Below are 23,597 nucleotides of genomic sequence, written 5' to 3'. Positions count from 1 at the left end.
GACTCAGGCACCCGACGTGGGTGCCGGGCGTCCGTACACCATGATCTGGGCCCCCAGCCCGGCCACGCTCAGCGCCTCCGCCACGGACAGGGCGACCAGGAGCGCCCCGCCGTCGCCGTCGCCGTCCACCCAGAACACCACCAGGGCGGCCAGCGGCACGGCGCAGAAGGCGGTCAGATCCACGATCAGCTGCACGGCCTTGCGTGACGTCCGGCGCGCGTCGCCGCGATGAGCGCTCTCCCAGCCGAAGGCGGCGAAGGTGCCGTCCGGTGCGGCGAGCGCGGCGAGCCGGGGCCCCAGATCCTCCCGCACGTACCGGCCGATCGCCGAGATCTTCTCGTCGTTGACGAGATAGGTCCACCCGAGGACCACACACACCGGCGGCAGCGCCAGCAGCATGGCCGCCTGCTCGGCCTGGGCCGCGGCCGCGATGACGGCGGCCACGACGGTCAGCGTCACGTACAGCAGGTTGTCCCGGAACCCGATCCGGGCCTTCTGTTCGTCCTTGACGCTCTGGTACTCCGTGAGCAGCAACTGCCCCACGGTGACGTCCGGCTCCGCCACGCCAACTCCCCTCCCCCGTAGACCACGTGCCAAGTAGATTAGTGGGGTGCCGGAGACAAGCCCCACCGTTGTGATCCTCACCGCGCTCGCGCTCGAATACGCCGCCGTACGTTCCCATCTCACCGACCGCGAGGAACTCGTCCACGACGACGGAACCCGCGTGGAGCGCGGCCGGCTGGAGGGCGCCCCGTGGACGGTCGCCCTCGCCGAGCTGGGAGAGGGCACGGCGCACACCGCGGCGCTCACCACCCGCCTCATCGACTGGCTCCGCCCGCAGGCCGTGCTGTTCGTCGGCGTGGCAGGCAGCCTGAAGGCCGAGATCGGGATCGGGGACGTCGTCATCGGTACGAAGGTGTACTCGGTGCAGGGCGGCAAGCGGACCTCGAAGGGCTTCCTGGTCCGCCCGGAGGCCTGGCCGGCCTCCAACGCGTTGGTGCAGGCGGCGCGTTCGGCGGTACGGGACATGGCGGAGGTCCGGGCCCACTTCAAGCCGATCGCCTCGGGTGACGTGGTTCTGGCGGACGCGCGCTCCGAGATCGCCCGACATCTGCGCGAGCACTACAACGACGCGGCGGCCATCGAGACGGAGGGCTCGGGGGCAGCCCATGCGGCTCATCTCGGCGGGCAGCTCGACGCCCTGGTGATCCGGGGGATCAGCGACCGGGCCGACGCGGGGAAGCGGAGGGCGGACGCCTCGGGCTCCCAGGACTTGGCGGCCCGGCAGGCGGCGGCGGTGGCGGTGGCGGTGCTGCGGAAGCATCGGGGACGTGGGGCGTCGGGCGGCTCCGCGCGTGGCGGTGAGGGCGGCGCGACGTACGGCGGCGACCACATCGACTTCCGGAACGGGGTCTTTCACGGGCCTGTCGTGGGGAAGAAGGCCGGCGAATAGCAGCGCCGCCCCGCCCCGGAATCGGTTCTCACCGCCCGGGGAACGGCTCCACCCCCACCACCCGTCGCACCCGCACCGGCTCGATGAGCAGCATCACGCGCCGCTCGCCCTCCAACAGCCAGGGATAGCGCGGCTGCCCGATGTACTTCTGGGTCAGGCGGTCCATCGCCCGGTCCGCCTCCTCGCCCTCCACGAACCGTGCGACCCGGCCCCGGATCTCCACCCGGTCGTAGGGGTTCTCGGTGTCGTGGTGGGAGAGGGAAACCCAGGGGTTGCGCCGCAGGTTGCGTTCCTTCACACGGCCGATGGACGTGTTGACCATGACATGGTCGCCCTCCAGGTCCGCCCACATCGGAGAGATCTGGGGTGCCCCGTCCGGTCCGACCGTCGCGAGATGCCAGAAGTTCGGCGCGAGCAACCGCTCCCGTGCATGACCGTCGAGCTCGCCGTTCACTTCGTAGAGACCGTCCATGGTGCGACGCTCCCCCGAAAGCCGAACGGGGAAACGAATCCAGTGCCGCGGCACTCGGGCCGCGGCAGGCAACGTTCGCCCCGTCGCGGCACTAGAAAACCGACTCGGCCTCATCCATGCGGTACTTGGGCACCGTCTTCAGCTCGGTGACCGCCTCCGCCAACGACACCATCACCACATCGGTCCCCCGAAGCCCCGTCATCATCCCGAACTCCCCCCGATGCGCCGCCTCCACCGCGTGCCAGCCGAAGCGGGTGGCGAGGACGCGGTCGTACGCCGTCGGCACACCGCCGCGCTGCACATGCCCGAGGATGACCGGCCGCGCTTCCTTGCCGAGCCGCTTCTCCAGCTCGTACGCCAACGCCGTACCGATGCCCTGGAAACGCTCGTGGCCGAACTTGTCGATCGCGCCCTTGCCGTAGTCCATGGTGCCGTCGGCCGGGTGGGCACCCTCGGCCACGCAGATCACCGCGAACTTCTTGCCGCGCGCGAAGCGCTCCTCGACCATCTTCACCAGGTCGGCGGGGTCGAAGGGCCGCTCGGGGAGGCAGATGCCGTGTGCGCCCGCCGCCATTCCGGACTCCAGCGCGATCCAGCCCGCGTGCCGGCCCATGACCTCGACGACCATCACGCGCTGGTGGGACTCGGCGGTCGTCTTGAGGCGGTCCATCGCCTCGGTGGCGACGCCGACCGCCGTGTCGAAGCCGAAGGTGCGGTCCGTCGAGGAGATGTCGTTGTCGATCGTCTTGGGGACGCCGACCACCGGGAGGCCCGCGTCCGACAGCATCCGGGCCGCCGTCAGCGTGCCCTCGCCGCCGATCGGGATCAGCGCGTCGATGCCGAAGTCGTGGATCATGTCCGAGGCGCTCTCGCAGGCCTCGCGCAGGCGGTCGCGCTCCAGCCGGGAGGAGCCGAGGATCGTGCCGCCGCGGGCCAGGATGCCGCTCACCGCGTTGAGGTCGAGGGTGCGGTAGCGGCCGTCCAGGAGACCCGCGTAGCCGTCCTCGAAGCCGATGACCTCGTCGCCGTAGTTGTCGACCGCGCGGTGCACCACCGACCGGATCACTGCGTTCAGGCCGGGGCAGTCGCCACCTGCGGTGAGAACTCCGATGCGCATCGTGCTGTGTCTCCGCTCGCTGTTGGTAACCGGTGAGCCAGGTCCGATTGTTTCACGCCGCCGAGGGCACTGTCTCTTGACGGGCGCCTTAACCAGGCGCAGGGGTATTGTCAAGAGGGTTCTGCTCACCTAGGTGGGCGATTTTTATGACTCCAGTGACCCCGGTGGCCCAACAGCCTCGGAGCCACCGGAGACCCCGGAGACGCAGAGACCCCGAGCCCCAGAGACCCGAGCCCCAGAGACCCGAGCCCAAAGCCCTCAGAGACTTCCAAGGCCCCAGAGACTTCAGAGACGAAACGGAGTGCTCGCGTGACCCGCAGCGTGTACGTGACCGGTATCGACCGCGGCGACGGCCGCCAGGTCGTCGAGCTGGGGGTCATGGAGCTCCTGACCCGGCAGGTGGACCGGGTGGGCGTCTTCCGCCCTCTCGTCCACGACGGGCCCGACCGGCTGTTCGAACTGCTGCGCGCCCGCTACCGGCTGGCACAGACCCCGGCGACCGTCTACGGCATGGACTACCACGAGGCGTCCGCCCTCCAGGCCGAGCAGGGGGCGGACGAACTGGTCTCGACGCTCGTCGAGCGGTTCCACCTCGTCGCCCGCGACTACGACGTCGTCCTCGTCCTGGGGACGGACTACGCCGACACCCAGTTCCCGGACGAGCTGGCGCTCAACGCGCGCCTGGCGAACGAGTTCGGCGCCGCCGTGATCCCCGTCGTCGGCGGCCGCAAGCAGACCGCGGAGTCCGTGCTCGCCGAGACCCGCAACGCCTACCGGGCCTACGAGGGCCTCGGGTGTGACGTCCTCGCCATGATCACCAACCGCGTGGCCCGCGAGGACCGCGAGGAGATCGCCTCCCGTCTCGCCGACCGCCTGCCCGTCCCCTGTTACGTCCTCCCCGACGAGCCCGCCCTCTCCGCGCCCACCGTCTCGCAGGTCGCCCACGCCCTCGGCGCGAAGGTGCTGCTCGGCGACGACTCGGGGCTGGCCCGGGACGCCCTCGGCTTCGTCTTCGGCGGCGCGATGCTGCCGAACTTCCTGAGCGCGCTGACCCCCGGCTGTCTGGTCGTCACCCCGGGCGACCGCGCCGACCTGGTCGTCGGCTCGCTCGCCGCGCACAGCGCCGGCACCCCGCCGATCGCCGGTGTGGTGCTCACCCTCAACGAGGTCCCGACCGACGAGATCCTCACCCTCGCCGCCCGGCTCGCCCCCGGCACCCCCGTCATATCGGTGCCCGGCCTCAGCTTCCCCACCGCCGAGCAGCTGTTCTCCCTGGAGGGCAAGCTGAACGCGGCCACCCCGCGCAAGGCCGAGACCGCCCTCGGTGTGTTCGAGCGGCACGTCGACACCGCCGAGCTGCTGCGCCGCGTCTCCGCGCCCAGCAGCGACCGCCTCACCCCGATGATGTTCGAGCACAAGCTCCTCGAACAGGCCCGCTCCGACAGGCGACGGGTCGTGCTGCCCGAGGGGACCGAGGAGCGGGTGCTGCACGCCGCCGAGGTGCTGCTGCGCCGCGGCGTCTGCGACCTCACCCTCCTCGGTCCCGTCGACCAGATCCGCAAGAAGGCCGCCGACCTGGGCATCGACCTCGGCGACTGCCAGCTGATCGACCCGGCCACCAGTGAGCTGCGCGACTCCTTCGCCGAGCTGTACGCGGGCTTCCGCGCCCACAAGGGCGTCACCGTCGAGCTGGCCTACGACGTCGTCTCCGACGTGAACTACTTCGGGACGCTGATGGTGCAGGAGGGCCTCGCCGACGGCATGGTCTCCGGGTCCGTGCACTCCACGGCCGCCACCATCCGGCCCGCCTTCGAGATCATCAAGACCAAGCCGGACGCGTCCATCGTGTCGTCCGTCTTCTTCATGTGCCTCGCCGACAAGGTCCTCGTCTACGGCGACTGCGCCGTGAACCCCGACCCCGACGCCGAGCAGCTCGCCGACATCGCCGTCCAGTCGGCCGCCACCGCCGCCCGCTTCGGCGTGGAGCCGCGGATCGCGATGCTCTCCTACTCGACGGGTACGTCCGGGTCGGGCGCCGACGTCGACAAGGTGCGGGAGGCCACCGAGCTCGTCCGGCGAAGCCGCCCGGACCTCAGGATCGAGGGGCCCATCCAGTACGACGCCGCCGTCGAACCCACCGTCGCCGCCACCAAGCTGCCGGGCTCCGAAGTCGCCGGTCAGGCCAGCGTGTTGATCTTCCCCGACCTCAACACCGGCAACAACACCTACAAGGCCGTGCAGCGTTCGGCCGGCGCGATCGCCGTGGGGCCGGTACTGCAGGGTCTGCGCAAGCCGGTCAACGACCTGTCCCGGGGCGCCCTCGTCCAGGACATCGTCAACACCGTCGCCATCACGGCCATCCAGGCCCAGACCCCGACCAGCTCCCCGACCGAGAAGGCAACCGCCCAGTGAGCGCCACCCGCGTCCTCGTCCTCAACTCCGGCTCCTCGTCGGTGAAGTACCAGCTGCTCGACATGCGCGACGGCAGCCGGCTGGCGAACGGACTCGTCGAGCGCATCGGTGAGCAGTCCTCGCGGCTCAGGCACACGCCCCTCGCCAGCGGCGACCGGGCCCGTGAGTGGACCGGGCCGATCGCCGATCACGAGGCCGCGCTGAAGGCCGTGGCCGAGGAACTCGGCAAGGACGGCCTCGGGCTCGACTCCCCCGAACTCGCCGCCATCGGGCACCGGGTCGTGCACGGCGGGAGGCACTTCACCGAGCCGACCGTCATCGACGACACCGTGCTCGCCGAGATCGAGCGGCTGATCCCGGTCGCGCCCCTGCACAACCCCGCGAACCTGACCGGGATCCGGACCGCGCGGGGCCTGCGGCCGGACCTGCCGCAGGTCGCCGTGTTCGACACCGCCTTCCACACGACGATGCCGGAGGCGGCCGCCCGCTACGCGATCGACGTCGAGACCGCCGACGCGCACCGGATCCGGCGCTACGGCTTCCACGGGACCTCGCACGCGTACGTCTCCCGGGCGACGGCGAAGCTGCTCGGCAAGGCGCCCGAAGAGGTGAACGTCATCGTGCTGCACCTCGGCAACGGTGCGTCGGCGTCGGCGGTGGAGGGGGGCAGGTGCGTGGACACCTCCATGGGGCTGACGCCCTTGGAGGGGCTGGTGATGGGTACGCGCTCCGGAGACACCGATCCGGCCGTCATCTTCCATTTGGCGCGTGTTGGCGGAATGTCCATCGATGAAATCGACACTCTTCTCAACAAGAAGAGCGGGCTCATCGGGCTGTGCGGCGACAACGACATGCGGGAGATCCGGCGCCGGATCGACGAGGGGGACGCGCAGGCGAAGCTCGCCTTCGACATCTACATTCACCGGCTGAAGAAGTACATCGGCGCCTATTACGCCGTACTCGGGCGGGTGGACGCGATCGCGTTCACCGCCGGGGTCGGCGAGAACGCCGCCGAGGTGCGCGCGGCGGCCGTCGCCGGTCTGGAGACCCTGGGCCTGGCGGTGGACGGCGGGCTCAACGCCGTACGCGGCGACGAGCCGCGGCTGATCTCGCCCGCGGACGCCCGGGTGGCGGTCGCCGTGGTGCCTACGGACGAGGAACTCGAGATCGCCACACAGACCTACGCATTGATCGGTCGGTATTGATGTGCGACTCCACCTCCGTGACAACTGAGCAGGAAAGCAACTGAGCGCGAACCCGCCCATTTGTATCTTCCGCTAGACGGAATATTCCGTAGCGAAACAAACCGATAGGATCGCCCCATGCGCCGTTCGAAAATCGTCTGTACTCTCGGCCCCGCGGTCGACTCCCACGAGATGCTCGTGTCGCTGATCGAGGCCGGCATGAACGTGGCCCGTTTCAACTTCAGCCACGGCACGCACGCCGAACACCAGGGCCGGTACGACCGGGTCCGTGCCGCCGCCAAGGAGACCGGCCGGGCCGTCGGTGTCCTCGCCGACCTCCAGGGCCCCAAGATCCGTCTCGAGACCTTCGCCGAGGGCCCGGTGGAGCTGGTGCGGGGTGACGAGTTCGTCATCACCACCGAGGACGTCCCCGGCGACAAGACGATCTGCGGTACGACGTACAAGGGGCTGCCCGGTGACGTCGACCGCGGCGACCAGATCCTGATCAACGACGGCAACGTCGAACTGAAGGTCCTGGACGTCGAGGGCCCGCGGGTGCGGACGATCGTCATCGAGGGCGGTGTCATCTCCGACCACAAGGGCATCAACCTGCCCGGCGCGGCCGTCAACGTGCCCGCGCTGAGCGAGAAGGACATCGATGACCTGCGGTTCGCGCTGCGCATGGGCGCCGACCTGGTCGCACTGTCCTTCGTCCGGGACGCCAAGGACGTCGCCGACGTCCACCGGGTCATGGACGAGGAGGGCCGCCGCGTCCCCGTCATCGCCAAGGTGGAGAAGCCGCAGGCGGTGGAGAACATGGAGGACGTCGTGATGGCGTTCGACGGTGTCATGGTCGCCCGCGGCGACCTCGCCGTCGAGTACCCGCTGGAGCGGGTCCCCATGGTGCAGAAGCGCCTGATCGAGCTGTGCCGGCGCAACGCCAAGCCGGTGATCGTGGCGACCCAGATGATGGAGTCGATGATCACCAACTCCCGTCCGACCCGCGCCGAGGCCTCCGACGTGGCCAACGCGATCCTGGACGGCGCGGACGCGGTCATGCTGTCGGCGGAGTCGAGCGTGGGCGCGTACCCGATCGAGACCGTGAAGACGATGTCGAAGATCGTCACCGCCGCCGAGCAGGAGCTGCTGAGCAAGGGCCTGCAGCCGCTAGTGCCGGGCAAGAAGCCGCGCACGCAGGGCGGTTCGATCGCCCGTGCCGCCTGCGAGATCGCCGACTTCCTCGGCGGCCGGGGCCTGGTGGCCTTCACCCAGTCCGGCGACACCGCCCGCCGGCTCTCCCGCTACCGGGCGTCCCAGCCGATCGTCGCCTTCACCACCGACGAGGGCACCCGCAACCAGCTGGCGCTCAGCTGGGGCGTCGAGTCGCACATCGTGCCGTTCGTGAACTCGACCGACGAAATGGTCGACATGGTCGACCAGGAGATCGCCAAGATCAACCGCTTCGACCCGGGCGAGATCGTCATCATCACCGCCGGCTCCCCGCCCGGCGTCCCCGGCACCACCAACATGCTCCGCGTCCACCACCTCGGCGGCGGCTCCGCCGGCTGATGACCGAAAGGCCCCGCGAAGGCCTTGTACGACGCCGAGGGCGCCCCCTGGAACCAGGGGGCGCCCTCCGGTGCGTTCAGGCCCCGACGGGGCCCCTGGGGCGGCTCAGGTGATGTACTGGTGGAGCCCGGGGACGGTCAGGTTGCCGCCGAACTGGCCGGCCTGCTGGACCTTCACGTTGGTGAAGTAGATCAGCGGGATGTTCAGCGGCGGCGGGTTCTCCGGGCTGAAGGTGACCGGGATCAGACCGAACAGGTTGCCCGAGATGCTCTCGGTGTACATGACCGTGGGGCCGCCGGTGATCGTGGACTTCGGCCCCGGGCCGGCCTGCACGTGGTACGTCTTGCCGGACAGCTTGTCGTTCACCGTCTGGTGCAGGTCGCCGATCTCCGTGCCGTCGGAGATGACGTACTTCAGCACCTCCTTGGTCTTGCCGCCCGAGGTCTTCACCTTGACGATGCCCTGGTAGTCGGCGCCCTTGAGGAGCAGGGAGCTGGCGTTCAGGTACCAGGGGTCGTCGGGCACCGGGAGCTTGTTGTCGATCCCGCTCTCGTCGTCCGTGGCGACCGGGCAGTCGTCGACGTCCGTGGTGGAGCTCGCCGAGGGGCTCGGAGAGGCCGTGGCGTCCTCGGCGGCGTCCTTCGCGGCGTCGCTGGCGTCGTCGGCCGCCTCGGAGGCCGCGCCGGCGGCGTCCTTCACGGTGTCCTTCACCGTGCCGGTGACCTTCTCGGTGGTCTTCTTGGCGGTGTCGGAGGAGCCGGAGGAGGTGTCCTCGCCGCTGTCGCCGGAGCCGTCCGAGGCGGACGCGGAGGCCGACGGGCTCGGGGAGGCGCTCGCGGTGGAGTCGGAGGAGGAGCTGTCACCGTCGAAGAGGTCCGTAATGGCGTCCCCGATGGTGTCCAGGACGTTCTTGCTCGTCTCGGTGGCCGACGGGCTCGCCGTCGCGGTGTCACCGGAGGACGAGGACGCCGAGTTCTCCGACGTCTCCGTGGAGGAGCCGGCCTCGGAGGACGCGGCCGGCGAGGGCTCGGCCCCGTCGCCGGAACCCGAATCCGACGAGGAGGAGCCCCCAGAACCGCTCTGGGTGTCCTTCGAGGTGTCCTTCGAGGTGTCCTTCGAGCCGCTCGTGGAGCTGTCGTCGGACGAGGAGTCGTCCTTGGAGTCGCCGGAGGACGCCGAGGCCGACGGCGACGCCGAGGCGGACGCGTCGGCCGTCATGGCCTTGACGCACTCCTCGTACTCCTCGGCCGTCAGGCTCCGCGACGTCGGAGTGTCGTCCGCCTGGGCCAGCGTCGGCGTGAACCCCATGCCCATGAGGACCGCCGTCGGCATCGCCGCCAGGGCTATCGCCTTGCCGGCCGGCATGTGGAATCTGGCGAACAGCGGCTTCTTGGGCGCCGCATGGCGCGGCCCGGTTCTCGCACGGGACGCGTCCACGTCCGTCCCGTGGGTCACCTCGTCAGCCGACACTGTGCCTCCCGTTCGCCCCGTTCGCCGGGCTCGTTCCTGACAGATCGTTCGGCTCGCCCGTGCCGTCGGCTTCCTCGCTGAGGAGCGGCTCCTTGGTGAGGGCCGGGCCCGTGCTGTACGGGTTCTCCACGGGCTCGCCCGCCGGGGCGGTGCCCGCGGGGAACGCGCCCTCGGGGGCGCCGCCTTCGCCCGCCGCCGTCTCCGTCGCCTCCGGCGCGGGCGGTACGCCCGGTACCCAGGCCACGGCCATCGCCCCGCCGATCATTCCGAACAGGAAGCCCACGATGAAGCCACCGAAGTTGGAGACGGGGAGGGACACCAGCGCCAGCAGGATCGCCGCCACGCCCGCGAAGGTTCGGATGTGCTTCTGGAACCAGAGGCTGATGCCCAGGACGACGAGCAGGACGCCGATGATGAGTGATCCGGCGCCGGCCGTGGTGGACATACGCACCGTCAGCTGACCGATCGTGAGGTGCGCGTAGGGGAAGTACATGATCGGAACGCCGCCGATCATCATGAACAGACCGGCCCAGAACGGCCTCGTGCCCCGCCAGGCGCGGAACTGCAGCCTCCAGCGAGTGAACCGGCCGGGTGCGGCGGAAGTCTCGGCGCTCATGGAAAACAGCTCCCTGGTGCGGCGTTTCTGTGGTGAGGGTGGTACTGCGTGGGATGTGGGGGGGGTCATGAGGGGTGAAGCAGGACGGGCGGGGACGCACTCGGCTCCCCCGCCCGTCACAGAGCGCTAGTAGCAGCCCTTGGAACCGGTTGCCAGCGACATGTGCAGGTCGGGCAGCGTGAAGGTACCGGCAGTGGTCGCCCACGCCGTCTGCTTCACGTCGTAGAGGTCAGCCGACGTGGCCTGCTGGGCGAACCCGTGCGAGTACGTCTGCTTCTGGTCGACCTCGCCCTGCTTGATCTTGGGGCCCTTGGTGATGCTGTCGGCGCCCAGACCGATGTCGATGCCGTTGAACACGGCCTTCGACGTCTGCAGGTCCTCGACGTCGATGTACAGGCTGTGGGCCTGGACCTTGTCCTTGCCCGTACCCGCGTTCAGCGTCAGCGTGACACTGCCGAGCAGCGGGATGCCCGGGGTGGTGACCGACTGACACATGTTGGTGATCGTGGCGTCGTCGAACGCGGACACCGCGACCGGGTGCAGCTGGTCCTTGCCGTCGAGAGACTTGCCCGCGTCGACGGCCCCGTACTGCGAGAAGCCGTCACCGTGCAGGTAGTCCGCGCTGACCTTGAACGACTGACCCGACACACTGAACGACGCGGCAAGCGCACCCTGTGCGAGGGCCACGCCTATCGCTGCCGTGGCGGCGACGCTGGGCACCATGACCACAGCGAACCGCTTCCATCTGGTCCCGCCACGCACCTGGGACTCCATATTTCCTCCTTCTCGGACGTACATCTCCTGACCCCGACTCGCCCCACTTATGCGGCGGCCCAGCCGGGCAGGGATGGGAGAAGTGCTACGTCCTCGGGAAGGGGAGCGCCCGTCTCTCAGGCGCGAACCGCGCACCGATCACCGGCGATCACCCCCGAGCGACAACCACTGGTCGCGCCTGACACGCATCACGCACAACCTTGCTGGACAGGCTTCACCGAGCGGCGAAGACCCCCCTGCCCAAGAGCCGGCGCCATGTGCCGTCGGCTCTGCTCGGTGGGGACCCAGGAAAACCCGTTGACCCAACCGGCTGTCGGGGTACGGGAATGGACCGAGCGTGGCCGATCGTGGTGCATTCTCGCCGCCCGCACAAGGGGGTTCGTTACTCGCTAGTAACGGCCGGATAACCGAACAACGACCCAGAGGTCTCGGGCGGCGACACAGGGTGGCAACGGGGCCCAGAACAAAACTGTTGATCGCTGGACAGAACCTGACACATCAACGCCCCCGCCTTACTTCCAGTAACAGCGGCCGCGATTACCAAGATTTGGTAAAGCGCGGCCGCTGGGGAACCATCTCGGCGGAACTTTCACCCGGGAACCACAGGCCCCGACGTTTAGCGACTGGTCAGAACCGCACGCCCGTCGGCTCAGAACAGGGCGCGCGCCAACGCCCGTCGGGCCGCCGCGACCCGGGGGTCGTCGGGGCCGACCACCTCGAACAGTTCAAGCAGGCGCAGCCGTACGGCGTCCCGGTCGTCGCCGGCCGTGCCCCGCACGGTCTCGATGAGCCGCCCGAACGCGTCCTCCACATGACCACCCACCAGGTCCAGGTCGGCGGCGGCGATCTGCGCCTGGACGTCCGCCGGCTTCTCGGCCGCGTCCTTGCGTACCTGCTGCGGGTCCATGCTCCCCACCCGCTGCAGCAACTCGGCCTGGGCCAGCCCGAGTTTCGCCTCCGTGTTCGCGGGGTCATCGGCGAGTACGTTCTTGTACGCCTGCACCGCACCGCCGAAGTCCCCGGCGTCCAGCGCCTGTACGGCGGCCTCGAGGAGCCCGTCGTACGGGCCGGGCGCAACGGCGGCGGCCGGCTGCTCGCCCCCGGGCTCGGCGTCGGGGTCGACGGTCAGGCCGGTGAGCCCGAACCGCTGCTCGGCGACCTGCACCAGCTGGTCGAGGGTCTGCCGGATCTGCGCCTCCGCGGCGGCCCCCTGGAAGAGCGGCAGCGCCTGCCCCGCGACGACGGCGAACACCGCGGGGATCCCCTGTACCCCGAACTGCTGCATCAGCATCTGGTTGGCGTCGACATCGATCTTGGCGAGCAGGAAGCGGCCGTTGTACTCGACGGCGAGCCGCTCCAGGACCGGGCTCAGCTGCTTGCAGGGCTGGCACCACTCGGCCCAGAAGTCGATGACGACCGGTACCTCGGCGGACCGCTGCAGGACATCGCGCTCGAAGCCCGCCTCGTCGACGTCGATGACGAGATCGGCCGGGGAGACGGCCCCCGCGCCACCCTGCCGGGCCGCTTCGGCGCGCGCCTGCTCCGCCTTCGCCTTGGCCTCCTGGGCCGCCTTCACCGCGGCGAGGTCGACGACTCCGCTCATGGACATGTTCCGTGGCTGCATGCGTCTATCCTCCCCCGTCCGCGCGTATACGTGAAAAGCGTTCCGAAAGCGTTTCTGCCCAGGCGCCGGGGTCCCCACCCCACACCCGCTCTCGCGGCTCGCGATACGTCCGTCCCGAGCCTCGCCACACGCTTTCGCTACGGGTCGTAGCGTAATGGCACTGAGTGTCTGCGCAACAGCGCCCCGCCGTGATCTCCCTCACGGCGACGGAGTCTCCGATAGGCCGCGAACCGGCGGTTATGGTCGGGGAATGCAGAGCCGCACCCCCGTTGGCCGCACCGGCCGCCCGCGCAGCGCCGCCGCGGACGCCGCGATCCTGGCCGCGACACGGGAGGCGCTGGTCGAACTGGGCTGGTCGAAACTCACCCTCGGGGACGTGGCGACTCGCGCCGGGGTCGCGAAGACCACCCTGTACCGCCGCTGGGCCGGCAAGAACGAACTGGTCGTCGACGCGGTCGCCGAACTCTTCGCCGAACTGGAACTCCCCGACCGGGGCAGCCTGGACGCCGACATCGAGGGCGTGGTGCTGCGGTTCGCGGCGATCCTGGAACTCCCCGCGGCCAGGAGCGGCCTGATGGCCGTGGTCGCGGAGTCCACCCGCGACGACGCGCTGCGCGAACGCATCCGCGCCTCCATCGTGGAACCCCAGAAGCACCTCGTCCTGGAGGGCCGCACCCGCGCCCAGGCCCGCGGCGAACTCCCCCCGCAGACCGACCCCGAGGAGGCCGCCCGCACCGCCGACCTCATCTTCGACGTCGTCGCGGGCGCGGTCGTCCACCGCACCCTCGTGAGCGCCGAACCCGCGGACGAGGAGTGGGTACGGAGTTTCACGAGCGTGCTTCTGCTGGGGTTGGCGGGTTCGGCCTGAGGTCCGGAACCGGCCAGTGCCGCGGCACCTAGAACCCGGCCGGTTCCGTGTACACCCCCCACTCGTCCCGCAGCGCGTCGCAGATCTCGCCCAGGGTCGCCTCGGCCCGTACGGCGTCCAGCATCGGGCCGATCATGTTGGAGCCGTCGCGGGCGGCGTCCAGCATGGCGTCCAGCGCGGCCCGTACGTGCGCCTCGTCCCGTGCCGCCTTGCGCTCCTTGAGCATCCGCACCTGCTCGCGCTCCACCTCGTGGCTGACGCGCAGGATCTCCAGGTCGCCGGTGACGGACCCGGTGTGGGCGTTGACTCCGACGACCCGCTTGTCGCCCTTCTCCAGGGACTGCTGGTAGCGGAAGGCGGACTCGGCGATCTCACCGGTGAACCAGCCGTCCTCGATGCCGCGCAGGATGCCGGAGGTGATGGGTCCGATGGGGTGCCGTCCGTCGGGGTGGGCCCGCAGCCCCCGCTCCCTGATCTGCTCGAAGATCTTCTCCGCGTCGGCCTCGATCCGGTCCGTCAGCTGCTCGACGTACCACGAACCGCCCAGCGGATCGGCCACGTTGGCGACGCCGGTCTCCTCCATCAGCACCTGCTGCGTGCGCAGCGCGATCTCGGCGGCCTGCTCGCTCGGCAGCGCGAGGGTCTCGTCCAGGGCGTTGGTGTGCAGGGAGTTGGTGCCGCCGAGAACCGCGGCGAGCGCCTCCACCGCCGTGCGCACCACGTTGTTGTACGGCTGCTGGGCGGTCAGCGAGACACCGGCGGTCTGGGTGTGGAAGCGCAGCCACTGCGCCTTGTCGCTCCTCGCCCCGTACACGTCCCGCATCCACCGCGCCCAGATCCGGCGCGCGGCACGGAACTTGGCGATCTCCTCGAAGAAATCGACGTGCGCGTCGAAGAAGAAGGACAGGCCCGGCGCGAAGAGGTCGACGTCGAGGCCGCGCGACAGTCCCAGCTCCACGTATCCGAAGCCGTCCGCCAGGGTGTAGGCCAGCTCCTGCGCGGCCGTCGAGCCGGCCTCGCGGATGTGGTAGCCGGAGACGGAGAGCGGCTTGTAGGCGGGGATGCCGGCCGCGCAGTACTCCATCAGGTCGCCGATGAGGCGCAGATGCGGCTCGGGCTGGAAGAGCCACTCCTTCTGCGCGATGTACTCCTTGAAGATGTCCGTCTGGAGCGTGCCGTTGAGGACGGAGGGGTCGACGCCCTGCCGCTCGGCGGCGACCAGGTACATGCAGAAGACCGGGACGGCCGGCCCGCTGATGGTCATGGAGGTCGTCACGTCACCGAGCGGGATGTCCTTGAAGAGGACCTCCATGTCGGCGGCCGAGTCGATGGCGACCCCACAGTGCCCGACCTCGCCCAGCGAGCGCCCGTCGTCGGAGTCGCGGCCCATCAGGGTCGGCATGTCGAAGGCCACCGAGAGGCCCCCGCCGCCGTTGGCCAGGATCATCTTGTAGCGCTCATTGGTCTGCTCGGCGTTGCCGAACCCGGCGAACTGCCGGATCGTCCACGCACGCCCCCGGTAGCCGGTCGGATACAGGCCGCGGGTGAAGGGATACTCACCCGGCCAGCCGATCCGCTCGAAGCCCTCGTACGTGTCGCCCGGCCGGGGCCCGTACACCGGCTCCACGGAATCCCCGGAGAGCGTGGTGAAGTCGGCGTCGCGCTTGCGCGAAGCGTCGTACCGGGCCTGCCAGCGGCGGCGGCCCTCTTCGATGGCGTCAGCGTCCATGCTTCAAATTTACTAGGACGTCCTAGTAAATGTCGATGGCAAACCGCCGTACGTGTGGGTACGGCGGCGGTGCTACGCCTTGGCGACGGCCGGCGCGGCGTCGGTGACCTCGGATTCCAGCTCGCGTGTGACGTTGCGCTCCACGAAGAAGGCGGCCGTCGGGATGGTCCCGGCCAGCAGCACCCACAGCTGCTTCTTGACCTGCCACTTCGCCTTGGAGCCCAGGTCGAAGGCGAAGACGAGGTAGACGACGTAGAGCCAGCCGTGCGCGATGCCCACGACGCGCGTGAAACCGTCCGCGCCGTCCAGCTCGAACACGTACTTGGCGATCACGCCCAGGGTCAGCAGGACCAGCAGCACACCGGTGACGTAGGCCATGACGCGGTAGCGGGTCAGCACGCTCTTCTTCATGCCGTCGAGCGTAACCGCCCGTTCCGGTAGATCTTGGGCCGGGTCAGTCCTCTTCGAAGTCGTGCGCCGCCACCCGTAGCGGCCGCAGCATCGCGAAGATCTCCGCGCACTCCTCCGCGTCGTACACCCCGAGCCCGAAGTCCATCGCCATCAGGTCGCGGGTGGCGGCCTCGACGACCTCGCGGCCCTTGTCGGTGATGACGGCGAGGGTGCCGCGGCCGTCGTTGGGGTTGGGGCGCCTGGCGACCAGCCCCGACCTCACCAGGCGGTCGACGGTGTTCGTCACGGACGTGGGGTGCACCTGGAGCCGCTCGCCGATCTTCGACATGGTCAGCTCGCCCTCCTTGGAGAAGGTGAGCAGCACCAGCGCCTCGTAGCGGGCGAACGTCAGCCCGTACGGCTTGACCACCGCGTCGACCTCGGCGAGCAGGATCTGGTGGGCGCGCATGATCGACGTGATCGCGGCCATCGACGGCACGCTGCCCCAGCGCTGCTTCCAGAGCTCGTCGGCTCGGGCGATGGGATCGAAGGGAAGACTGAGCGGCTTCGGCACGGCACCGACCCTACCCGCCGGTCATATCCCGGTCAGCCCCGTCTCGACCTTCGGTCAGCAGGGGCGTCCGCGCGGGCCGCCACGGCGGATTCAGTAGAGGCTGCGCAGGCCGAGGACGTCTCCCCTGCCGAGGGTGCGGGCGGTGGTGGAGCAGGCGAAGGAGTTCGCGTACATGGTGAGGTTCTCGTGGCCGGCGCCGGCGTGGCCCAGCCCGAAGACATGGCCGGCCTCGTGGGTGGCGACACTGCGGATGTCGTAGGAGCCGTCGCAGGCGCCCGAGGGGCTGTTGGTGAACCTGTAGTCGTGGATGTTGAAGCGGACGTCGGCCTCCAGCAGCCGGTCCGGGCCGCGGAAGACCGGACGGCTCCATGAGCAGGTCGTGGCGACGGAGTCGCTGCTGAGGTCGCCGGCGTCCCAGACGCTCAGGCCGTCGCGTCCGGTGCAGCGTGCCTGGGGGTCGATGCCTGCCTCGCGGCCGGTGGCGGACAGGAACCTCGCCTTCGCCCTGATGGTGTCGTCGAGACCGCAGTCGTTGCGGCCGTGGATGATGGTGGCGATGGCCTCCTCGAAGGCCTGGCGGACCTCCCGGCGCGGCAGGTCGCCCGGCTGGGGGCCGTCACCGACGAACCACTGGTACGTGCCGTACTCCTTGCGGTCGGCGGTGGAGTAGGCGGTGTCGGCGCAGGGCGAGGGGGCGCCGGAGCGGTTGCCCGCCGTCAGGCGCGCACCGGCCCCCTCCGTCGCGTGGGTCGCGTCGTCGTAGGCGTAGGACACCGTGCCGTCGGCGGCTACCGCCAGGGTGAAGCCGTGCGTGGTGCCGTCCGCCGTGAGGGCGTCGACGCTGACCTTCGTGCCGGGCTCGGGGACCGTGAGGCCGACGCCGGCGTGGGTGACCAAGCGGCCCACGGCACCGCAGCGGGTCACGGAGGACCCGGCGGGAAGGTCGTCGACGGTCAGGTCGCCGGGTGCGAGCACGCACGCCTGGCCGGAGCCTTCCGCACGCATGTGCGCGCCGCCCCCGGACGCCAGGAGCGCCAGCGAGGCCACCAGCAGCACGGCGGCCGAACAACGGTTCATCACACAGGACTTGATCGACACCGGGAGAGGTTAGCCATGGCCCTCGGGGTCGAAACCCTTCCCCCAGTCGCCCGATCGGGTGACGACTCAAACACGCGTGCTGCCGTTCGCACGGCGTTTGAGCGATCGTCAAACGCCCTTCCCACCTGGGGAATTCACCTGACGCTCACCAGATGTCCACACTTTCGCACCGGCCTCGACGCGGTGCGGACGCGGGCACAGGAGCCCTCCCGGCCTCCGCGAGGGGACTTCGCTTTCACCCGGATCGACCTACGGCTTCGCCCGTGAGGAGGCGCCCGATCAGGCGCCGGTCCCCCACCGCTTCGGCCCGGTCGACGAACCGCTCGCGGCGGAACCGGGCCCGGTGGCCCGGCGGCACCTGCGACGCGCTTGCGCCCGGCCCGGGCCGGTGGCCGCTACTCCCCCCGTGCCGCCAGGTGCCTCTCCACGGTCTCCACCTTGGAGGTGAGGCCGTCCGTCACGCCGGGGCGGATGTCCGCCTTGAGGACGAGGGAGACGCGGGGGGCGCGTTCCTCGACGGCGGCGACGGCGCGCCTGACGACGTCCATGACCTCGTCCCACTCGCCCTCGACCGAGGTGAACATCGCGTCGGTGCGGTTCGGCAGGCCGGACTCGCGGACCACCCGGACGGCTTCGGCGACGTACTCCCCGACGTCGTCGCCGACGCCCAGCGGGGTGACGGAGAAGGCGACGATCATGCGTTCACGACCCCTTCCTTGCGGGCGCGGGAGGCGATCACCGCGTCCTCGGCCGCCCGGCGCAGCTTGCGCTCGGCGAAGAAGCCGCCGGTCGGCAGGACGGAGAGGACGAAGTAGAGGGACGCGGTGCCCAGCGACCACTTCGTGCGGTTCCAGGCGTCCGCCCAGAAGAGCACGTACAGGATGAACAGCACACCGTGGACCATGCCCATCACGGGGACCGCGTTGAAGTCCGTGGTCCGCTTCAGCACCGAGCAGACGAGCAGCAGGAGGAAGGAGATGGCCTCGGGCGCGGAGACCAGACGGAGGCGGCGGAGGGCGGAGGCTGTCTTCAGGTCCACGGGTCACCTTCGGAGACGCTCGATGAGCTGGCGGGGGAACGGGCGGGCTTGTGAATGCACGCACAAGCATTCGCCCATTGTGACAAACGGTCCGCCTCGGGGTGCGGTCAGGGTCGTTCTCCACCCACGGGTGCTGTTCCGCGCACCCGTCCGGCCGCTACCTTTCGCAGCGTGGCGATGTTCCGACTGCAAGGCAGCAAGGTGCTCGCCGTCGACATGACCGGGGACGCCGTGAAGGCGAAGAACGGCTCGATGGTCGCGTACGACGGTCAGATGGCCTTCAAGAAGCTCAGTGGCGGCGGTGAGGGGCTCCGGGGGATGGTGACCCGGCGGCTCACCGGCGAGCAGATGACCGTGATGGAGGTGAGGGGACAGGGGACGTGCTGGTTCGCCGACCGGGCCTCCGAGATCAACCTCGTCAGTCTCCAGGGAGACAAGCTGTACGTGGAGTCGAGCAACCTGCTCGCGACGGACGCGGGGCTCAGGACGGGGACCAGTTTCACCGGCCTGCGCGGCGCCTCGCAGGGCAACGGGCTGTTCACGACGACCGTGGAGGGCCACGGCCAGGCGGCGATCATGTCCGACGGCCCGGCGGTCGTGCTGCGGGTCAGCCCGCAGTACCCGCTGACGGTCGACCCGGGGGCGTACATCGCGCACCAGGGCAATGTCCGGCAGTCCTTCCAGTCCGGTGTGACCTTCCGCACATTCATGGGCGAGGGCGGCGGCGAGGCCTTCCAGATCCGGTTCGAGGGGGACGGCCTGGTGTACGTCCAGCCGAGTGAGCGCAACACGATCGCGGGGGACGTCTGAGGTGGCCTTCCGCGAGATCAACTCAAAAATGGTCGAGGCGACCGTCGTCCCGGGCCAACGGCTCTTCAGTCAGCGCGGCGCCATGCTCGCCTACCGCGGCGACGTCTCCTTCACGCCCAACATGCAGGGCGGCCAGGGCGGCGTGATGTCCATGATCGGCCGGCGGCTGGCGAACGAGGACACTCCCCTGATGACCGTCGAGGGAAGCGGCACCGTCCTCTTCGGTCACGGCGGCCACCACGTCCATGTCATCCGGCTCACCGGTGACACCCTGTACGTCGAGGCGGACCGCCTCCTCGCCTTCGAGGGCAGCCTCGAGCAGGGCACGATGTTCCTGGGCTCCCAGGGCGGGGTGATGGGCATGGTCCGGGGCCAGATCAGCGGCCAGGGACTGTTCACCACCACCCTGAGGGGACACGGCGCCGTCGCCGTGATGGCCCATGGCGGTGTCTTCGAGATCCCGATCACCCCGCAGCGCCCGGTCCATGTCGACCCGCAGGCCTACGTCGCCCACCACGGCGACGTCCGCAACAAGCTGTCGACCGCGCTGGGCTGGCGGGACATGGTGGGGCGCGGCTCCGGCGAGGCGTTCCAGCTGGAGCTCAGCGGCAGCGGTGCGGTGTTCGTCCAGGCGTCGGAGGAGAAGCTGTGAGCACGTACGGGGCGCCGGGCGGGGGGCCGACGGTCTACGACCCCATGACCCTGCCGGTCGACGACAACGTCAACAACTACACCTTCTGCGTGGAGCTCAAGGGGAGCCAGTGGTTCCTGCAGAAGGGGAAGATGATCGCCTACTACGGCTCGATCGACTTCAACGGCGTCGGGCACGGCCGGCTGGACCGTCTCGTGCGCACGTCCTTCCATTCGCCTCTGCACGCGAGCGACTGGGTCGTGGCGGAGGGCTCGGGCAAGATGCTCCTCGCCGACCGGGCCTTCGATGTGAACTCGTACGACCTGGACGACGGCAATCTGACCATTCGCTCGGGCAATCTGCTCGCTTTTCAGCCAAGCCTGTCGCTCAAGCAGTCGATCGTGCCGGGATTTCTCACCCTGATCGGAACCGGAAAGTTCGTCGCCGCATCTAACGGTCCGGTGGTGTTCATGGAGCCTCCCCTCCGGGTGGATCCCCAGGCACTCGTCGGCTGGGCCGACTGCCCGTCCCCGTGCCATCACTACGACCACGGGTACATGACGGGCGTCATGGGCGGTCTACGTGCACTGACGGGCCTCGGCGGGGCCTCCGGGGAGGAGCACCAGTTCGAGTTCGTGGGCGCCGGCACGGTGCTGCTGCAGTCGACCGAGACCCTCATGGCGGAGCAGGCCACCGGGGTGGTTCCGCACGAGCCGGGAGTACCCGGCGGAGGCGGGATTCCCGGTGCTCCGGGCGGACACGGTGGGCAGAGTGGCGTACCGCGCCTTCCCGGACAGCTGGGGGACCTCCAGCGTCGCTTCGGGCTGTGAGCGGTAGTCTGCGGAGTGTGACATCGAACGCGTGCGCACCGTCACCAACACCCTCACTAGTTCGCCTTTCAACATTTTAGGTAGACTTCATTCATGGAGACCGAAACGGCCACGCGCTGGCTGACCGATGCGGAGCAGTGCGCCTGGCGCACCCACCTGGAGGTCAACAGGCTGTTGACGTACCAGCTCGAGAAGGATCTGCAGCCGTTCGGCCTGACAATGAACGACTACGAGATCCTGGTGAACCTCTCCGAGTCGGAGGACGTCAGGATGCGGATGAGTGATCTCGCATCCGCCACCCTCCAGTCCAAGAGCCGTCTCTCGCACCAGATCACCCGCATGGAGAACGCGAACCTGGTCCGTCGCGAGAACTGCGAGTCGGACCGCCGTGGGCTCTACGCGGTCCTGACCGAGCACGGCATGGAGACGATGATGAAGGTCGCGCCCCATCATGTGGCATCCGTGCGGCGGCACTTCATCGACCTGCTCTCCCCCGAGGCCCTCGTGGAGCTCGACAAGTTCCTGAAGCCCATCGCGGAACACCTCCGCGGCCAGCGGGGACGCCCGTAAGCGCCTCCTCAGCAGGGACCAGGGCCTGTCCGGCGGATCAAGTCGCAGGAAACCTACGCCGACTCATCGGCGCAGGTGAGCGGGGCTTGGTGCGTCCAGCTGCAAGGCGGAGGAGGGCGTCGACGCGGAGCGTCGGCAACCGACGACAACGCCGCAGATGGGCGTGCCGAGCCCCGCGTCCGCGGCATGACCCGCCGGACAGGTTTTAGGGGACCGGCAGACGGAGTTCGAACAGGGCTCCGCCCGTCGGCGTCTCCCGGGCCGTGAGAGTGCCGCCGTGCCGGACGGCCACGTCACGGGCGATCGCCAGGCCCAGCCCGGTGCCGCCCTCGTCCCGGCCACGGGCCGCGTCGAGCCGTACGAACCGCTCGAAGACCCGCTCCCGGTCCGCCTCCGGCACCCCGTCCCCGTCATCGGCGACCGCGACGACCGCCCACCGCCCGTCCCGTCCCGCCTCCCGCCGTACGGTGACCGTGACCGCCGACCGGGCGTGCCGTTGCGCGTTGTCGAGCAGGTTGGCCAGCACCCGACCCAGCTGCCCCCGCGATCCGGCCACCTCCACCGCCTCGGCGTCCACGCCCACTCCCGCCCGCCCGGCCGCCTCCTCCCGCGCCAGCGCCGCGAGATCGACCCGTGCCCCCGGCGCCGGCCCCTCCCCGGCGTCCAGCCGCGCGAGCAGCAGCAGATCGGCGGCCAGCCGCTGCAGCCGTACGGTGTCCTCGACCGCGCCCTCCACATCCAGCAGCCCGGGATGCGCGGCGCCCACCTCCAGCTGGGTGCGCAGGGAGGCGATGGGGCTGCGCAGTTCATGGGAGGCGTCGGCGACGAAACGGCGCTGGCGTTCCACCGAGGTCTCCAGCGCGGCCAGCGTCTCGTTCGTGGTCCGGGCGAGCCGCGCGACCTCGTCGTGGGTGTCCGGCTCGGGCACCCGGCGCGCGAGGTCGGCGGAGGCGGTGATCGCGGCCATCTCCCGCCGGATTCCCTCGACCGGCCGCAGCGCCCGCCGCGTGACCAGCCAGGTCACCCCCGCGACGACGGCGAGCAGCAGCGGGAAGCCGAGCAGCAGGGCGGTGAGGGCGGTACGCACGGCGCTCTGCTCGGCCTCCAGGGGCGCGCCCGCGTAGACGGTGAGCGGCCCCTTCTCCGGGTCCCGCACGGCGACGGCGGCGAACCGGTAGGCGGCACTCTCGCCGTCGACGGTGGCGGAGCCGCCGGTGAAGCGCGTCTCGTCGTCGATCTCACCCGGGTCGAGATCCTCCCCCGCGTCCGGGTCCGCCGCCGGCACGCCGATCCGCTGCAGATCCTCGCTCGCCGCGAGCCGCCGCCCGCTCGCGTCGACGATCTGCACCGGTCGCTCGTCGTCGTCCATCGAGGAGAGGTCCTGGTACGGCGTTCCTACGGCCAGCTGGGCGGCCACGGCCCGCGCCGAGCGCTCCGCCCGGGTGTCGGCCTGGCCGGTCAGACTGGAGCGCAGGGACAGCAGGACGGCCGTCCCGGCCGCGAGGAGGGCCACGGCGACCACGAGGGTGGCACCGAGTGTCGCCCGGGCCCGGACGGAACCCAACCGGTGTGTCATCGCGACGGCTCCAGCCGGTAACCGGCCCCGCGCACCGTCCGGATCAGCCCGGGGCCCAGCTTGCGGCGCAGCGCGCTGACGTACACCTCGACGATGTTGGGGTCGCCGTCGTAGGCGAAGTCCCAGACGTGATCGAGGATCTCCGCCTTGGACACCACCTCACCCGCCCGCACCACGAGCTGCTCGAGCACGGCGAACTCCTTGGCGGTGAGCACCACCTCCTCCTCCCGCAGGAAGACCCGCAGGGCGGCGGTGTCGACCCTCAGCTCCCCGAGCAGATGCACGGGCGACGCCCCGGCCCCCTGGCCGCGCCGCCGCAGCAGCGCCTTGATCCGGGCGACGAGGACGACGTACGAGAACGGCTTGGTGAGGTAGTCGTCGGCGCCCGTGTCCAGACCCTCGGCCTCGTCGTACTCGCCGTCCTTGGCGGTGAGCATCAGGATCGGGACGTCGTGGCCGGCGGCGCGCAGGGCGGAGCAGACCCGGTAGCCGTTCATGCCGGGCAGCATGATGTCGAGGACGAGCAGGTCGTACGGCACCTCGCTCGCCCGGTGCAGGCCCTCCAGGCCGTCGTGGACGACGTCGACGGCGTAGCCCTCGGCGGTGAGGCCCTTGGCCAGGGAGAGGGCGAGGCGTCTCTCGTCCTCGACGATCAGGAATCTGAAGGGGCGGCGCGCAGCGCCTCGGGCAGGGTGGTGGTGGGTGACGGGCGGGCGCATGGGCTCAGGGTGCCAAACCGAACCTGAAGTGATCTTCAGGTGGCTTCAGCATCCCTTCAGGTCCGGTCCGGC

24 protein-coding genes are annotated in these 23,597 nt (G+C 70.0%); 9 read left to right on the top strand and 15 right to left on the bottom strand.

Features of this window, described 5'->3' with window-relative positions; genetic code table 11:
- Positions 1 to 3: 3 nt before the first annotated feature.
- Positions 4 to 564: a hypothetical protein gene (locus tag ACIBVL_RS35720; protein WP_399104038.1), complete on the bottom strand. Its 561-nt coding sequence runs from the start codon at positions 562 to 564 to the stop codon at positions 4 to 6.
- A gap of 46 nt (positions 565 to 610) precedes the next feature.
- Here ACIBVL_RS35720 and ACIBVL_RS35715 point away from each other — a divergent pair, with 46 nt between their 5' ends.
- Positions 611 to 1,453 carry a 5'-methylthioadenosine/S-adenosylhomocysteine nucleosidase gene (locus tag ACIBVL_RS35715; protein ID WP_399104036.1) on the top strand — a complete coding sequence of 281 codons (843 nt, stop codon included), beginning with the start codon at positions 611 to 613 and terminating at the stop codon, positions 1,451 to 1,453.
- Positions 1,454 to 1,481: 28 nt separating this feature from the next.
- On the opposite strand, the gene ACIBVL_RS35710 is transcribed toward ACIBVL_RS35715, so the two are convergent.
- Both ACIBVL_RS35710 and ACIBVL_RS35705 read right to left on the bottom strand, forming a co-directional pair.
- Entirely contained in the window at positions 1,482 to 1,925 is a 444-nt protein-coding gene (locus ACIBVL_RS35710; protein WP_399104034.1) for a PPOX class F420-dependent oxidoreductase, read from the bottom strand.
- A gap of 91 nt (positions 1,926 to 2,016) precedes the next feature.
- Positions 2,017 to 3,042, bottom strand: a complete 1,026-nt coding sequence (locus ACIBVL_RS35705; protein WP_399104032.1) for an ATP-dependent 6-phosphofructokinase — start codon at positions 3,040 to 3,042, stop codon at positions 2,017 to 2,019.
- 309 nt (positions 3,043 to 3,351) lie between these two features.
- Between ACIBVL_RS35705 and pta the strand changes: the two genes are divergently transcribed.
- The 3 genes from pta (at position 3,352) to pyk (ending at position 8,207) form a co-directional block, all read left to right on the top strand.
- Positions 3,352 to 5,454, top strand: a complete 2,103-nt coding sequence (gene pta, locus ACIBVL_RS35700; protein WP_399104030.1) for a phosphate acetyltransferase — start codon at positions 3,352 to 3,354, stop codon at positions 5,452 to 5,454.
- Entirely contained in the window at positions 5,451 to 6,659 is a 1,209-nt protein-coding gene (locus tag ACIBVL_RS35695; RefSeq protein WP_399104028.1) for an acetate kinase, read from the top strand. Before pta ends, ACIBVL_RS35695 begins: the two co-directional genes overlap by 4 nt.
- A 117-nt stretch (positions 6,660 to 6,776) precedes the next feature.
- Complete coding sequence (pyk, locus tag ACIBVL_RS35690; protein WP_399104026.1) at positions 6,777 to 8,207, top strand: pyruvate kinase; 1,431 nt, start codon at positions 6,777 to 6,779, stop codon at positions 8,205 to 8,207.
- A gap of 105 nt (positions 8,208 to 8,312) precedes the next feature.
- On the opposite strand, the gene ACIBVL_RS35685 is transcribed toward pyk, so the two are convergent.
- The 4 genes from ACIBVL_RS35685 to ACIBVL_RS35670 form a co-directional block, all read right to left on the bottom strand.
- Complete coding sequence (locus ACIBVL_RS35685) at positions 8,313 to 9,677, bottom strand: hypothetical protein (protein ID WP_399104024.1); 1,365 nt, start codon at positions 9,675 to 9,677, stop codon at positions 8,313 to 8,315.
- On the bottom strand, positions 9,667 to 10,293 hold the full coding sequence (locus ACIBVL_RS35680; RefSeq protein WP_399104022.1) for a DUF6114 domain-containing protein: 627 nt from the start codon (positions 10,291 to 10,293) through the stop codon (positions 9,667 to 9,669). Before ACIBVL_RS35680 ends, ACIBVL_RS35685 begins: the two co-directional genes overlap by 11 nt.
- A 126-nt stretch (positions 10,294 to 10,419) precedes the next feature.
- Positions 10,420 to 11,067, bottom strand: coding sequence for a DUF6230 family protein (locus ACIBVL_RS35675; protein ID WP_399104020.1), 648 nt, complete (start codon positions 11,065 to 11,067; stop codon positions 10,420 to 10,422).
- A 649-nt stretch (positions 11,068 to 11,716) separates the two neighbouring features.
- Positions 11,717 to 12,691 carry a tetratricopeptide repeat protein gene (locus ACIBVL_RS35670; RefSeq protein ID WP_399104018.1) on the bottom strand — a complete coding sequence of 325 codons (975 nt, stop codon included), beginning with the start codon at positions 12,689 to 12,691 and terminating at the stop codon, positions 11,717 to 11,719.
- Between the two features lie 250 nt (positions 12,692 to 12,941).
- Between ACIBVL_RS35670 and ACIBVL_RS35665 the strand changes: the two genes are divergently transcribed.
- Positions 12,942 to 13,559 carry a TetR/AcrR family transcriptional regulator gene (locus ACIBVL_RS35665; protein WP_399104016.1) on the top strand — a complete coding sequence of 206 codons (618 nt, stop codon included), beginning with the start codon at positions 12,942 to 12,944 and terminating at the stop codon, positions 13,557 to 13,559.
- Positions 13,560 to 13,587: 28 nt separating this feature from the next.
- Here ACIBVL_RS35665 and ACIBVL_RS35660 read toward each other — a convergent pair whose 3' ends face one another.
- From ACIBVL_RS35660 to ACIBVL_RS35635, 6 genes are all read right to left on the bottom strand, one after another.
- Positions 13,588 to 15,288 (bottom strand): methylmalonyl-CoA mutase, encoded by a 1,701-nt coding sequence (locus ACIBVL_RS35660; protein WP_399104014.1) that lies wholly within the window; start codon positions 15,286 to 15,288, stop codon positions 13,588 to 13,590.
- A 72-nt stretch (positions 15,289 to 15,360) separates the two neighbouring features.
- A complete protein-coding gene (locus ACIBVL_RS35655) occupies positions 15,361 to 15,699 on the bottom strand; it encodes a DUF3817 domain-containing protein (protein WP_399104012.1) in 339 nt (112 codons plus the stop codon).
- A 43-nt stretch (positions 15,700 to 15,742) separates the two neighbouring features.
- Positions 15,743 to 16,252, bottom strand: coding sequence for a MarR family winged helix-turn-helix transcriptional regulator (locus tag ACIBVL_RS35650; protein ID WP_399104010.1), 510 nt, complete (start codon positions 16,250 to 16,252; stop codon positions 15,743 to 15,745).
- A gap of 90 nt (positions 16,253 to 16,342) precedes the next feature.
- Positions 16,343 to 17,350: a matrixin family metalloprotease gene (locus tag ACIBVL_RS35645; protein WP_399104008.1), complete on the bottom strand. Its 1,008-nt coding sequence runs from the start codon at positions 17,348 to 17,350 to the stop codon at positions 16,343 to 16,345.
- A gap of 395 nt (positions 17,351 to 17,745) precedes the next feature.
- Complete coding sequence (locus ACIBVL_RS35640) at positions 17,746 to 18,048, bottom strand: MTH1187 family thiamine-binding protein (protein WP_399104006.1); 303 nt, start codon at positions 18,046 to 18,048, stop codon at positions 17,746 to 17,748.
- Positions 18,045 to 18,389 carry a DUF3817 domain-containing protein gene (locus ACIBVL_RS35635; RefSeq protein ID WP_399104004.1) on the bottom strand — a complete coding sequence of 115 codons (345 nt, stop codon included), beginning with the start codon at positions 18,387 to 18,389 and terminating at the stop codon, positions 18,045 to 18,047. The genes ACIBVL_RS35640 and ACIBVL_RS35635 overlap by 4 nt, the downstream gene beginning before the upstream one ends.
- A 177-nt stretch (positions 18,390 to 18,566) precedes the next feature.
- Here ACIBVL_RS35635 and ACIBVL_RS35630 point away from each other — a divergent pair, with 177 nt between their 5' ends.
- The 4 genes from ACIBVL_RS35630 to ACIBVL_RS35615 all read left to right on the top strand — a co-directional run bounded on the left by ACIBVL_RS35630 (position 18,567) and on the right by ACIBVL_RS35615 (position 21,230).
- Positions 18,567 to 19,199, top strand: a complete 633-nt coding sequence (locus tag ACIBVL_RS35630) for an AIM24 family protein (protein ID WP_399104071.1) — start codon at positions 18,567 to 18,569, stop codon at positions 19,197 to 19,199.
- A 1-nt stretch (position 19,200) separates the two neighbouring features.
- Positions 19,201 to 19,851, top strand: coding sequence for an AIM24 family protein (locus ACIBVL_RS35625; protein WP_399104002.1), 651 nt, complete (start codon positions 19,201 to 19,203; stop codon positions 19,849 to 19,851).
- Positions 19,848 to 20,660: an AIM24 family protein gene (locus tag ACIBVL_RS35620; protein ID WP_399104000.1), complete on the top strand. Its 813-nt coding sequence runs from the start codon at positions 19,848 to 19,850 to the stop codon at positions 20,658 to 20,660. Before ACIBVL_RS35625 ends, ACIBVL_RS35620 begins: the two co-directional genes overlap by 4 nt.
- A gap of 93 nt (positions 20,661 to 20,753) precedes the next feature.
- Positions 20,754 to 21,230, top strand: a complete 477-nt coding sequence (locus tag ACIBVL_RS35615) for a MarR family winged helix-turn-helix transcriptional regulator (RefSeq protein ID WP_399103998.1) — start codon at positions 20,754 to 20,756, stop codon at positions 21,228 to 21,230.
- Positions 21,231 to 21,435: 205 nt separating this feature from the next.
- On the opposite strand, the gene ACIBVL_RS35610 is transcribed toward ACIBVL_RS35615, so the two are convergent.
- Together ACIBVL_RS35610 and ACIBVL_RS35605 are read right to left on the bottom strand one after the other, a co-directional pair.
- A complete protein-coding gene (locus ACIBVL_RS35610) occupies positions 21,436 to 22,806 on the bottom strand; it encodes a sensor histidine kinase (protein WP_399103996.1) in 1,371 nt (456 codons plus the stop codon).
- Positions 22,803 to 23,525 (bottom strand): response regulator transcription factor, encoded by a 723-nt coding sequence (locus ACIBVL_RS35605; protein ID WP_399103994.1) that lies wholly within the window; start codon positions 23,523 to 23,525, stop codon positions 22,803 to 22,805. Before ACIBVL_RS35605 ends, ACIBVL_RS35610 begins: the two co-directional genes overlap by 4 nt.
- Between the last annotated feature and the right edge of the window lie 72 nt (positions 23,526 to 23,597).

This window comes from Streptomyces sp. NPDC049687 (assembly GCF_044465285.1).
Taxonomy (GTDB): domain Bacteria; phylum Actinomycetota; class Actinomycetes; order Streptomycetales; family Streptomycetaceae; genus Streptomyces.
This window is presented reverse-complemented; position numbering and strand designations above follow the sequence as displayed.

Excerpts from the sequence above, each read along its gene's own strand:
- ACIBVL_RS35660 (WP_399104014.1), bottom strand. The coding sequence starts at position 15,288 with ATGGACGCTGACGCCATCGAAGAGGGCCGCCGCCGCTGGCAGGCCCGG.
- ACIBVL_RS35615 (WP_399103998.1), top strand. The coding sequence starts at position 20,754 with ATGGAGACCGAAACGGCCACGCGCTGGCTGACCGATGCGGAGCAGTGC.
- ACIBVL_RS35640 (WP_399104006.1), bottom strand. The coding sequence starts at position 18,048 with ATGATCGTCGCCTTCTCCGTCACCCCGCTGGGCGTCGGCGACGACGTC.
- ACIBVL_RS35655 (WP_399104012.1), bottom strand. The coding sequence starts at position 15,699 with ATGAAGAAGAGCGTGCTGACCCGCTACCGCGTCATGGCCTACGTCACC.
- ACIBVL_RS35630 (WP_399104071.1), top strand. The coding sequence starts at position 18,567 with ATGTTCCGACTGCAAGGCAGCAAGGTGCTCGCCGTCGACATGACCGGG.
- ACIBVL_RS35670 (WP_399104018.1), bottom strand. The coding sequence starts at position 12,691 with ATGCAGCCACGGAACATGTCCATGAGCGGAGTCGTCGACCTCGCCGCG.
- ACIBVL_RS35710 (WP_399104034.1), bottom strand. The coding sequence starts at position 1,925 with ATGGACGGTCTCTACGAAGTGAACGGCGAGCTCGACGGTCATGCACGG.
- ACIBVL_RS35605 (WP_399103994.1), bottom strand. The coding sequence starts at position 23,525 with ATGCGCCCGCCCGTCACCCACCACCACCCTGCCCGAGGCGCTGCGCGC.
- ACIBVL_RS35610 (WP_399103996.1), bottom strand. The coding sequence starts at position 22,806 with ATGACACACCGGTTGGGTTCCGTCCGGGCCCGGGCGACACTCGGTGCC.
- ACIBVL_RS35665 (WP_399104016.1), top strand. The coding sequence starts at position 12,942 with ATGCAGAGCCGCACCCCCGTTGGCCGCACCGGCCGCCCGCGCAGCGCC.
- ACIBVL_RS35705 (WP_399104032.1), bottom strand. The coding sequence starts at position 3,042 with ATGCGCATCGGAGTTCTCACCGCAGGTGGCGACTGCCCCGGCCTGAAC.
- ACIBVL_RS35680 (WP_399104022.1), bottom strand. The coding sequence starts at position 10,293 with ATGAGCGCCGAGACTTCCGCCGCACCCGGCCGGTTCACTCGCTGGAGG.
- ACIBVL_RS35675 (WP_399104020.1), bottom strand. The coding sequence starts at position 11,067 with ATGGAGTCCCAGGTGCGTGGCGGGACCAGATGGAAGCGGTTCGCTGTG.
- pyk (WP_399104026.1), top strand. The coding sequence starts at position 6,777 with ATGCGCCGTTCGAAAATCGTCTGTACTCTCGGCCCCGCGGTCGACTCC.